This window comes from Micromonospora sp. NPDC004336, from assembly GCF_053602615.1.
Map to the genome: position 1 here is coordinate 23,187 of NZ_JBSGDY010000057.1, position 10,432 is coordinate 33,618.

13 protein-coding genes are annotated in these 10,432 nt (G+C 71.5%); 1 reads left to right on the forward strand and 12 read right to left on the reverse strand.

Going from position 1 to position 10,432, the window contains the following annotated elements; genetic code table 11:
• The first annotated feature begins 231 nt into the window (after window positions 1-231).
• Window positions 232-816, forward strand: a complete 585-nt coding sequence (locus ACWENR_RS14825; RefSeq protein WP_452277529.1) for a dihydrofolate reductase family protein — start codon at window positions 232-234, stop codon at window positions 814-816.
• 196 nt (window positions 817-1,012) lie between these two features.
• Here the strand turns inward: ACWENR_RS14825 and ACWENR_RS14830 are convergent, their stop codons facing one another.
• From ACWENR_RS14830 to ACWENR_RS14885, 12 genes are all read right to left on the reverse strand, one after another.
• Window positions 1,013-2,035 (reverse strand): RNA polymerase subunit sigma-70, encoded by a 1,023-nt coding sequence (locus ACWENR_RS14830; protein ID WP_452277530.1) that lies wholly within the window; start codon window positions 2,033-2,035, stop codon window positions 1,013-1,015.
• 50 nt (window positions 2,036-2,085) lie between these two features.
• Window positions 2,086-2,682, reverse strand: a complete 597-nt coding sequence (locus tag ACWENR_RS14835; protein ID WP_452277531.1) for a MerR family transcriptional regulator — start codon at window positions 2,680-2,682, stop codon at window positions 2,086-2,088.
• A 201-nt stretch (window positions 2,683-2,883) separates the two neighbouring features.
• A complete protein-coding gene (locus tag ACWENR_RS14840; RefSeq protein WP_089014393.1) occupies window positions 2,884-3,348 on the reverse strand; it encodes a bifunctional nuclease family protein in 465 nt (154 codons plus the stop codon).
• Between the two features lie 176 nt (window positions 3,349-3,524).
• The gene (gene ftsR, locus ACWENR_RS14845) at window positions 3,525-4,226 is read right to left on the reverse strand and encodes a transcriptional regulator FtsR (protein WP_176737598.1); all 702 of its coding nucleotides are present in this window, start codon (window positions 4,224-4,226) and stop codon (window positions 3,525-3,527) included.
• A gap of 50 nt (window positions 4,227-4,276) precedes the next feature.
• A complete protein-coding gene (odhI, locus tag ACWENR_RS14850; RefSeq protein ID WP_007071101.1) occupies window positions 4,277-4,729 on the reverse strand; it encodes an oxoglutarate dehydrogenase inhibitor Odhl in 453 nt (150 codons plus the stop codon).
• Between the two features lie 216 nt (window positions 4,730-4,945).
• Complete coding sequence (gene gcvH, locus ACWENR_RS14855) at window positions 4,946-5,326, reverse strand: glycine cleavage system protein GcvH (RefSeq protein WP_452277532.1); 381 nt, start codon at window positions 5,324-5,326, stop codon at window positions 4,946-4,948.
• Window positions 5,327-5,381: 55 nt separating this feature from the next.
• Complete coding sequence (locus ACWENR_RS14860; protein WP_452277533.1) at window positions 5,382-6,326, reverse strand: DUF881 domain-containing protein; 945 nt, start codon at window positions 6,324-6,326, stop codon at window positions 5,382-5,384.
• A 10-nt stretch (window positions 6,327-6,336) separates the two neighbouring features.
• On the reverse strand, window positions 6,337-6,669 hold the full coding sequence (locus ACWENR_RS14865; protein ID WP_091106953.1) for a small basic family protein: 333 nt from the start codon (window positions 6,667-6,669) through the stop codon (window positions 6,337-6,339).
• Window positions 6,666-7,613, reverse strand: a complete 948-nt coding sequence (locus tag ACWENR_RS14870; RefSeq protein ID WP_452277534.1) for a DUF881 domain-containing protein — start codon at window positions 7,611-7,613, stop codon at window positions 6,666-6,668. The genes ACWENR_RS14865 and ACWENR_RS14870 overlap by 4 nt, the downstream gene beginning before the upstream one ends.
• The gene (locus ACWENR_RS14875; RefSeq protein ID WP_452277535.1) at window positions 7,610-8,251 is read right to left on the reverse strand and encodes a CDP-alcohol phosphatidyltransferase family protein; all 642 of its coding nucleotides are present in this window, start codon (window positions 8,249-8,251) and stop codon (window positions 7,610-7,612) included. The genes ACWENR_RS14870 and ACWENR_RS14875 overlap by 4 nt, the downstream gene beginning before the upstream one ends.
• A gap of 319 nt (window positions 8,252-8,570) precedes the next feature.
• Window positions 8,571-9,041 carry a MarR family transcriptional regulator gene (locus ACWENR_RS14880; protein ID WP_452277536.1) on the reverse strand — a complete coding sequence of 157 codons (471 nt, stop codon included), beginning with the start codon at window positions 9,039-9,041 and terminating at the stop codon, window positions 8,571-8,573.
• 53 nt (window positions 9,042-9,094) lie between these two features.
• Complete coding sequence (locus ACWENR_RS14885) at window positions 9,095-10,273, reverse strand: PP2C family protein-serine/threonine phosphatase (protein WP_452277537.1); 1,179 nt, start codon at window positions 10,271-10,273, stop codon at window positions 9,095-9,097.
• Between the last annotated feature and the right edge of the window lie 159 nt (window positions 10,274-10,432).

Below are 10,432 nucleotides of genomic sequence, written 5' to 3' on the forward strand. Positions count from 1 at the left end.
TCACCGCACGAAACATCAAAAAAGCCGGGCGTGTCGTGTCACCGCAACCCAACCCGTGACACCGACCTGTCACATCCGCCCCGGCGAAGCGGTCACCGGAACCGGCGCAGCCGGCAAACCGCCCACCGCCACCGCAGCGGGCCCCGACGAGAGCCGGGGTCCTCGCGCACCGATTAGCTTTCCGCACCGCGCCCGTCTGTACGTGGCATCCACTCACGGAAGGCTGGCACGATGCGGAAACTGATCTTCGGCATGAACCTGACCCTGGACGGCTACATCGCCGCGCCCGGCGACGACATCGGCTGGAGCGGGGGTGAGGGACCGGACTCGTCGCCGGGCGACGAGCTGTTCCAGTGGTGGTACGACCAGATGCGGGCCAGCGAGCTGACGCTGTACGGGCGCAAGCTGTGGGAGAACATGAGCTCTCACTGGCCAACCGGCGACCAGCGGCCCGACGCCACCCGGGCGGAAATCGAGTTCGCGCGCCTCTGGCGGGACATGCCGAAGGTGGTGTTCTCCTCGACGATCGACAAGGTCGACTGGAACGCGCGCCTGGTCACCGGCGACGCGGTCGCCGAGATCACCCGGCTCAAGGCCGAGGACGGCGGCCCGATGGACATCGGCGGCGCGACGCTGGCCGGGGCGGCCATGCGGGCCGGGCTGATCGACGAATACGTCGTGGTCACCCACCCGGTCCTGGTGGGCGGCGGCACGCCGTTCTTCACCGCGCTGGACACCTGGGTCAACCTCAACCTGGTCGAGACGCGGACATTTCCCGGCGGCGTAGTGCTGACCCGATACCAGACGAGGCGATGAGCACGGCCCAGATCCCCGGCCGGTAGGGCCAGGCCCACATCGTTCCCGCATGACGCCGCCCCGCCGGTAACGCCGGCGGGGCGGCGGTGTGCGCGTTGCCGCGCCGGGATTCAGCCGGTCCGGGTGCCCCTCCCGGGGTGGTTCCGGCGACGGCGGCCCGTGCGGCCGGATCCGACGGCGCCGCGGACATGTGTGATCACAGTGTCGGGGGCAGGCCCAGCCACGGTTTGCCGGCGGCCTCGAACCCGGTGAGTTCGGCGACCTTCCCGTCCACAATGTGCAGGACCGCGATGTTCAACAGCCGGTACTCCCGGTCGTCGGGGGTGCGGAGATACAGCGCGGCCGCAGGCATACGGTTGACCGTCGTGGCCAGACAGCGCCAGTCGTAGCCGGGCCGGAAGAGCCCACCGGAGACCCAGCCCTCCACCGCATCCTTGGCCGTGACGACCAAGGTGCCCGGCTCGGGAAGCATCGCGAAGCGCAGATCGTCGCGCAGCAGAGCCGTCAGCCCGTCGAGATCGTTGCGCTCGTGAGCGTCCATGTACGACCTCACCACGGCACGCTCGTCGTTCGACAGTTCGTGCGTGGCGGGGCTGCGCCAGTCGAGGCGGCGGCCGGGCAGCTGCTCGCGCATCGTCACGCGCGCCCGCTGCAGTGCGCTGGTCACCGATGCGACGGTCAGCTCGAGGGCGTCGGCGGCCTTCGACGCCGGCCACCCCAGGACGTCGCGCAGCACGAACACCGCCCGCTGCCGCGGCGGCAGGTGCTGGACGGCGACGATGAACGCCAGCTCGATCGTCTCCCGCGCCACCACCGACTCCTGCGGGTCCTCCGGAAGCATCCGGTCCGGGTAGGGCTGCAGGTGACGCAGTTCCGAGCCCCCGCCCGGCAGCTCGACAGTCACGGGCGTACGGTCGTTGCGCTTCTCCAGGAAGTCGAGGCAGGCGTTCGTCGCGATCCGGTACAGCCACGTCCGCAGGGCCGCGTGGCCCCTGAACGACTCCCGCTTGTTCCACGCCCGCAGGAACGTCTCCTGCGTCATGTCCTGGGCGTCCTCGTAGTTCGCGAGCATCCGGTAGCAGTGCACCTGCAACTCACGCCGGTGACGCTCCGTGAGCCGCGCAAACCGCGCCGTGTCGCCCGAGCGGACCGCCGCGACGAACGTGGCCTCCTCGGCGCCCGGCAAACCGGCATCGATCATGGACAGCGATCCCTCCACCGGTGCGAATACGACCGGCGCCCGGCCACCGCCACGAACACCGCCCCGCTTCAGCCCGCCCGCCGCCGGGCCCGCCGCGCCGCCAACTCGTCGCCCACCGGATCCCCCGCCGACGTCGCCGACGACTGCGCCGGCGCGGACGTCGCGGGCTCCGCCGGCAGATGCGACAGCGACCCCTGGATCTCCTTGAACGCCCCGCCGATCGCGATGCCGAACACCCCCTGGCCGCCCTGCAACAGGTCGACCACCTCCTCCGGCGACCGACACTCGTAGACCGTCGTGCCGTCGGAGATCAACGTGATGCCCGCCAGGTCACCCACCCCACGGGACCGCAGCGCCTCGATCGCCTTACGGATGTTCTGCAACGACACCCCGGCGTCCAGCAGCCGCTTCACCACCTTCAGGACCACCAGGTCCCGGAACGAATACAACCGCTGCGTGCCCGAACCCGACGCGTCCCGCACACTCGGCACCACCAGCCCCGTACGCGCCCAGTAGTCCAACTGGCGATAGCTGATCCCCACCGCGTGGCAGGCCGTCACACCTCGATAGCCCACGGCGTCGTCACCCTCGGTCGCCGACCCCGGCGACGCCACACCCGGCTCGTCCAGCTCCGTACCCGGATCGTGATCTCGCGGCTCGTGCATCCGGACAACCTCCCCGCCAGTGCGGTGACACGTCGTTTCCGGGACGTGCACCCCTCGACACGGCAACCCTATCGCCGCCGTCGGAAATTGCCCCGGAACAACCGTCGCGACACGCCGCCGCCACGACAACGAAGATCACCACCGCGCCGAAGCATCACCGAACGTGACGCCCGCCGGGAACCAGTCAGGCAGAACCGAACCTCAGCCGGCGAAATCCTCCGGACGCACCTGCTCCAGGAACTCGCGGAACTTCTCCACCTCGTCCTCCTGCTCGTCGGGAATCACGATCCCCGCCTCGCTGAGGACCTCCTCGGCACAACGAATCGGCGCACCGACCCGCAACGCCAACGCGATGGAATCACTCGGCCGGGCCGACACCCGCACCCCGTCACCGATCAACAAATCGGCGTAGAAGACGTTCTCCTTCAGCTCGGTGATCTCCACCGCCCGCAACGGCGCCTTCAACGCCGCCAACACGTCCCGCAGAAGATCGTGGGTCAGCGGCCGGGCCGGCTTGACACCCTGCTGCTCGTAAGCGATCGCCGTCGCCTCCACCGCGCCGATCCAGATCGGCAGATAGCGGTCCCCCTCGACCTCCCTGAGCAGGACGATCGGCTGGTTGCTGGGCAGCTCCACCCGAACTCCGACCACGCTCAGCTCGCGCACCGCCGCCTCCGTGTCGTTGTCACCTACGCCGCACCGCGCCCTTCCCTGCACGGTACACGGACCGCGACACGGCCGTCCCATGCGCTACCTGCACCACGCCCGCGCCAGAAAGGGGTTACCCCGGCAAGCCTACGACACGCTTCCCGGGGCAGATCTTTCCCCACGACCCCGCCGGATCACCGACCCAACGTCGACCGCAACCCCACCCGCACCAACGCCGAATGCAACTGCTGCGACAACGCCACCAACTCCCGCGCCGTCTCCGCAGCCCGCGCCCGCGCAGCCGGATCACTCTGCCGCGCCAACGGCGCCACCAACTGCGCGAACAGACCGACCTCCCGATCCGCCGCCGTCCGGTAACCCCGCAGATGCCGCGGCTCCAACCCGTACGCCGCCAGACCCGCCACCGCCCGCGCGATGATCAACGCATCGCCGTCGTACCAACCCGGCGGATCCGACACCAACACACCGAGCCGCTCCAACTCACCCAACGTCGACTCGTCGATACCACTACGCGCCACCAGATCCGCCCGGCCGAGCCGCACCTGCGGCGACTCGGCCGGCTCCTCCGACGACCGCCCCGGCACCTCGCCACCCGGACCCACCGCCACCAACGTCGGCCGCTGCCGACCCGGCGACTCCCCGGACGCGTCCCACTGCGCCAACTGATCACGGATCACCCGCAGAGGCAGATACTGGTCCCGCTGCGCGGTCAACACGAACCGCAACCGCGCCACATCGTCCCAGCTGTACTTCCGGTAACCCGCCGCCGTCCGCTGCGGCTCCACCAGGCCCTCGGCCTCGAGAAACCGCAACTTCGAGATGGTCACGTCCGGAAAATCCACCCGCAACTGGCCCAGCACCTCACCGATGCTCATCAACGGTCGGGCACGGGCCGCCCCGGGCGGCGTGGAGGCCGCAGGCTCGTTCACCCCCGGCCGGCCTCCTCCTCCGGGCGCGGACCGGCGATGAACACGACCCGGAACTTGCCGATCTGCACCTCGTCGCCATTGCTCAACGTGGCCGCCTCGACCCGCTCCCGGTTCACGTACGTGCCGTTCAGGCTGCCCACGTCCCGCACCGTGAACGTCCCACCGTCACGGTGGAACTCCGCGTGCCGCCGCGACACCGTCACGTCGTCCAGGAAGATGTCACTGTCCGGATGCCGGCCACTCGTCGTCACATCATGGTCCAACAGGAACCGGGCACCCGCGTTCGGACCCCGGCGAACCACCAGCAGCGCCATCCCCGGCGGCAACGAACCGGACATCCGGCTCGGCACCACATCGGTGTCCGGCCCCTCCAGCACTTCGTCGAGCGAACCGAGATTGAGCGTCGAAGTGACGTCGAGCGGGGGGAACTCGTCGTCTGGGCGCGTCATGGGACCACCTCACGGATCTGTTCGGTCGGCGTCAGGGTAATGGCGGGTCTGGCCGCCGGGCACTCCAACACCCGGCGGCTGGCTCCCCGTGCCCGGAAAGGCAATTCCGCAACGCTCAACTATTGGGTTCTCGGTCGACTGGGCGAGCCTAGCCAGCGCCGAAATGCAGGGCAACCGGACGCGCGGACACAGCCACCACGCCCGGCAGGGACGCACTCAGCTCTCGGTGAGCTCACGATACGCGTCCGCCGACAGCAGCCCGTCGACCGCCGCCGGATCATCCGGAGTAATCTCCACCAGCCAACCCGCACCGTACGGGTCAGTGTTGATCACCTCGGGAGTGTCGCCGAGCGCCTCGTTGCGCGCCGCCACCGTGCCACCGAGCGGGGCGTAGATCTCCGACACACTCTTCGTCGACTCGATCTCACCCAACGACTCACCGGCCGCCACCACCGCACCCGGCTCGGGCAGCTGGACATAGACGATGTCACCCAGGGCGTCCTGCGCGAAGTGGGTGATGCCGACCCGCACCGGGCCGCCGCCACCGCCCGACACCCACTCGTGCTCGGCGGTATACCGCAGATCCTCAGGAATCACCAGACGCGTCCTTCACCATCGGCGCACCGGACACCACCGGTGCGAGCCGCGCCGGTCAGGAGACCGGACGGGCGTGTTCCAGCTTGATCGGCGCGTGCAGCGCCGAAACCTCGGCAGCCTCACGATCCTCGACGATCAACTTACCGCCGTCGCCCGTCACCGACGCCACCACCCCGCCGGGAATGTTCAACGCCGTACGCATCGTCGCCGGATCACCGATCACCGTGATCGTGAACGGACCCGTCAACCGACGCCCGTCCACCACCAACGACCCGTTCTCCCCCTGCAGGAAATACGTCGACGCGATGATCCGCACCGACGCCCGATCACCCCCGGAGATCTGCATCGCCTCCGCGCCCGCGCCCCGCAACTCCTGCACCGCGTCCAACACCCGCGACGCCGAGATCGGCTTCTCACCCGCCTCGAACCGCACCGCCAACCCAGGACCCGTCGCCGGCAACGTCCCCGCCAGGATGCCCAACTCGTCGGCCCGCCGCGTCGCCTCGTCCAACGCCGCCTTGCGCCCCTGCTCACCCGAACGCAACTGCCGCTGACTCTCCTCCAGTGCCGCGATGTCCTGCCGCAGCCGGACCTCCCGCGAATTCAGGTCGTACAGGATCCGGACCAGGTCCTCCTGCCGCGTCGCCGCCACCGTCGGATCCGTCGACGTCGACTTCAACTGCACCACCAGCGTGAACCCCAGCAACGCCAACAACGCCGCGATCATCACCCCGGCCGAACTCACCCGCCGCCGCCGCGGCCCCGCACCCGCCGACGAGCCACCCGACCCCGCGGCCCGCCCCAGGTCCACCGTCGCGCCCTCGTCACCACCCGGCTCCAACACAGGCGGCTCCGACCGCTCCGGCGCCAACGGGCTCAACTCGTCCGGATCCGGCGCGTCCGGCCGCGGATCCGGCTCCCCCGCGGGACCCGACGGACGCCCCGGACCCGCCGGCTGCGGCCAACCCGTACCCGTCTCCGTGTGCTCCTCGCTGCTCATCGCCACAAACCTACGCCCGGAACAGGTGCCGACGGATCGCCGCCACATTCCCGAAGATCCGCACACCGAGCACGACCACCACACCCGTCGACAGCTGACCGCCCACCCCGAGCTGATCACCCAGATACACGATCAGACCCGCCACCAGCACGTTCGAGATGAACGACACCACGAACTGCTTGTCGTCGAAGATCCGGTCCAGCTTCGCCCGCACCCCACCGAACACCGCGTCCAACGCCGCCACCACCGCGATCGGCAGATACGGCTGCAACCCCGCCGGCACCGTGGGATCGAGCCACACGCCGAGCACCACACCGGCGAGCAACGCCAGCACCGCGATCATCGACCACCTCCGGAGGGGCTGGGAGCCGTCCCCGACCCGGACGGCCGAGGACTGGCGGAACGCTCCACCCCCGACGACGGCGACGCCGTCGCACTCGCCGGAGGCTCCGCGTAGCGTAGCCGCGGCTCCGGAGCGGCCGGCAGGGTGAGGTCCTCCGCCTCCCGCACCCCGAACGACAACCCCGTGTCCTCCGCCACCTTCCGCATGGTCAACGCACTGCGGCTGTCCTCGAACCGGTCCCGCATCGACCCCGGCCCGATCGCCGACACCTCGTACGGCCCCGTCACCGGCCGGAAGTCCACCAGGATCGCCTGCCCCGCCGACCGGATCGTCGACATCGCCGTCAACCGCTGCCCGTTGATCGCGATCGCCTCCGCGCCGGCGGCCCACAGGTCGTTGGCGACCCCCTGCAGATCGCTGTAGATGACCCTGGACGGACCCACGTCCCTACCCGTCACCGCGTCCGGATTCTGCGGCGCGTCCGCCAGCCGCACCACCACACCGTCACCGCGCACCCGCCCCAGACCGGTGCCCGCCTCCAACGTGCGCAGCCGCGCCGCCTCCGAACCGCCCAGCGCCGCGGCCCGCTGCCGCGCCACCTCCGCCCGCAACTGGTCCGCCCGCTCCGACAACCGGTCGGTCTCGCTCTCCCGCTGCTTGATCTGCGCCACCAACCCCGAGCGGGCCTGGCTGCGCCCCGGCTCCGCCTCCAGCGTCTGCCGGTACGCCACCGCGAACAGAAACCCCAGCAGCACCGCCACGACCAGACTCACCGACCGCACCGACCAGTGCCGCCAGCCCGACGCCGGCGCCTGCCGCTCCCGGCGCCGGGCCGCCGCGTCGGCGTACCCCGGATCCAGCGGGTTGCGGAACAACTCGGTGAGGAAGTCCGGGGCGTACACCCGGTCGGAGCGGGCCTGGTCCCGGCCCGGCGGGGCCGTCACGCCGACGCTCCCCGCGCCCGCACCGCCCGGATCAGCCGGCTCGCCTGCATCACGTACATCGCGCCGGCCACCCAGTAGAGCACCAGGCCCCACCACGCCAGGCCCCAGCCGATCGCACCCGCCGCCGTCGCCGCGCCCGGGACCGCGGCGGCCAGCAGCAGGACCGGGAACGCGGCCAGCAGCAGGAACGTCGCGGTCTTGCCCACGTAGTGCACCGGCGGCGGGCCGTACCCGAAGCGGCGCAGCACCGCCAGCGACCCGAGCAGGAGCAGCTCGCGGGCCAGCAGCGCCGCGGTGAACTCCCAGGGCACCACGTCGCGGGCCGTGAAGCCGACCAGGGTGGCGAGGATGTAGAGGCGGTCGGCGGCCGGATCGAGCAGCTCCCCCAGCCGGCTGACCTGGTGCAGCCGGCGCGCGACCCAACCGTCCACCCAGTCCGTCGTGCCGCCGACGGCAAGCACCACGAGCGCGGCCACGTCGGCGCGCGCGACGAGCAGGAGATAGAGGAAGACCGGAACGCCGAGCAGCCGGACGAAGCTGATCAGGTTCGGCAGGGTCAGGACGCGGTCCCCCGCGGCCGGCGCGCCCGTGCCGGCGCCGGCCTCCGCATGCTCCGAGCGAGCCGGCCGACGCGACACCGAACCTCCTCCGCCGCACGCTCCGGCCGCCCGGTCGAGAACGGGCGCCGCGGAGGCACGTACGCGCTGTCGGGCCGGCGGGCGCCGGCACCCCACTGCGATCCCGGTACGGGACCGTCGCCTGACACGGCCCGTGATCGATGATCACGGGCCGGCTGACTGCGCTGCCACTATATCGGCCGCTCCCGGCACCTCCGGTCTCAGGAGCGCGCCCGCCCCCGGTGCCTGCTGGACTGTGTCGTGGCCGTCACCACCGCTAAGGCATCCTAGGATACTAGATGGAAGAAGAAGGCCGGTCGGGGCGCTGGGCGAGAACGCGTCAGGCGGTGCGGGCCGACGAGTCCGGCACCGGCTCCGCCGTGGCGGCGGTGGCGGCCTGCTCGAACGCCCGCAGCGCCAGCAGGAGGTCGTGCTGCATCCGCCCGGGCATCCGGTCCAGCACCGCCTGCACCGCCCGGTGGCGGCGCTCCTTCAGCTCCCGCAGCAGGGCCTCCCCCGCTGCGGTCGGCACCAACCGCACCTCCCGCCGGTCCCGGGGATCGGCGACGCGCCGCAGCAGGCCGGTCGCCTCCAGCCGGTCGCAGAGCCGGCTCGCCGAGGAGGGTACGACGTCCAGCAGCTCGGCCAGGCCGTTGACGTTGGTGTCGGGTCGGCTGTTGACCAGCGACAGCACCCGCAGCTGGGTCGGCGACACCGCCACGTGGTGCCGGGACGCGGCGGAGTCGAGCACACCGACGAGCGCCTCGGCGGCGGCGTCGATCGCCGCGGCGAGATCCGGAGGTCGCTCCACCAGGTGTCCCCTGCGATCGTCCCGCTCGTGCCCGGAGGGCCCGGCGACGGCTCTCACCCGTCGTCCCGCCCACCCGAACCGCGCCAGTCCAGGCAGACCACGACCGCGTCGTCGCCGAGGTCGGTGTCCGCGTGCCAGGCGTGCAGTTCGCGCATCACCGTACCAACCGCCTCGGCCGGCGGTTGCAGCCGCGTGGAGCGCATCGCCCGTGCCATCGCCCGCTCGCCGTACGCGCCCTGGTCACCGGGGTCGGCGGCCCACACCCCGTCGCTGACCACGAACAGCCGGTCCCCCGGCTCCAGGTCGAACTCCTGCACGTCGTAGCGGGACTCGGCGAACATGCCCAGCGGCAACTGCTGCTCCAGCCGGATCGGCGTGACGGTGCCACCGCGCAGGCGCAGCAGGTGCGGGGAACCGGCGTCCACCGCCCGCACCCGACCCGTCACGGTGTCCAGCTCTAGCAGCAGCGTCGCCACGTACCGCCGGCCCCGGTGCTGGTAGTAGACCGTGTCGGAGGCGAGCTCCGCCTGCTCGACGAGGCTGCCCCCGGAGCGCCGGGCGTTGCGCAGCGCGTTCACCGTGACCGCCGTGAGCAGCGCCGCCGCCAGCCCGATACCCGAGCCGTTGAGCACCGTCGTGGTGAGCCGGTCGCCGTCGACGGACCAGTCGAAGTGGTCGCCGCCGACCGTGTACGCCGGCTCGAGCTGGCCGGCCAGCTCGAACGCGCCGTGGCTGACGCTGCGGCCCGGCAGCAGCTCCCACTGCATCTCGGCGGCCATGCTCAGCCGCTCGCGCCGGCGGACGCGGCGGTACCGGTCGGTCTCCCGGTCCGCCGCGCGCAGCGCCACGGCCAGGTCGCCGGCGATGTCGGCGGCGACCTCGACGGTGTCCGGGCCGGGCGGGCCCGGCAGCTCGACCAGCAGCACGCCGAGCCGCTCCCCCCACACCGACAGGGGCAGATAGAGCCGGCACCGGCCCGCCTCGTCGGAGTCGACCACCGGCTGCTGGCTGCTGAAGCAGCGCTGCGCCATGCTGTGGCAGGCGAGGAAGCCGCCGTCGGGCAGCTCCGGATCCAGCACCGGCCACAGGCCGCTGATCCGGTAGTCGGCGATGAACACATCCGTCCGCGACGCGCCCAGACCGGCCCGGATAGCCTTGTCCGCCGCCTCCACCACCCGGTCGGGTGGCGCCGCCCGCAGCGCACGCGAGACCTGGCCCGGTGCCTCCACCATCGCTCATCCTCCGGAATACTTGCCGTAGGGCAAGCATCATACGGAGGTGCCCGTCCCGCACCGACAGCCGGGACACGCTCGGGGCCGTGCCCTCGGGTGTCGTCGACCGGGCAGGCCCACCGCGCCGCTGACGGCCCGGCGGCTGCGGGCCCGTCAGCC

What these genes read in the sequence shown, in the direction of transcription:
- odhI (WP_007071101.1), bottom strand. Translation starts at nt 4,729, where the DNA reads ATGACGCGCCCAGACGACGAGTTCCCCCCGCTCGACGTCACTTCGACG.
- ACWENR_RS14825 (WP_452277529.1), top strand. Translation starts at nt 232, where the DNA reads ATGCGGAAACTGATCTTCGGCATGAACCTGACCCTGGACGGCTACATC.
- ACWENR_RS14860 (WP_452277533.1), bottom strand. Translation starts at nt 6,326, where the DNA reads ATGAGCAGCGAGGAGCACACGGAGACGGGTACGGGTTGGCCGCAGCCG.
- ACWENR_RS14865 (WP_091106953.1), bottom strand. Translation starts at nt 6,669, where the DNA reads ATGATCGCGGTGCTGGCGTTGCTCGCCGGTGTGGTGCTCGGCGTGTGG.
- ftsR (WP_176737598.1), bottom strand. Translation starts at nt 4,226, where the DNA reads ATGAGCATCGGTGAGGTGCTGGGCCAGTTGCGGGTGGATTTTCCGGAC.
- ACWENR_RS14885 (WP_452277537.1), bottom strand. Translation starts at nt 10,273, where the DNA reads ATGGTGGAGGCACCGGGCCAGGTCTCGCGTGCGCTGCGGGCGGCGCCA.
- ACWENR_RS14835 (WP_452277531.1), bottom strand. Translation starts at nt 2,682, where the DNA reads ATGCACGAGCCGCGAGATCACGATCCGGGTACGGAGCTGGACGAGCCG.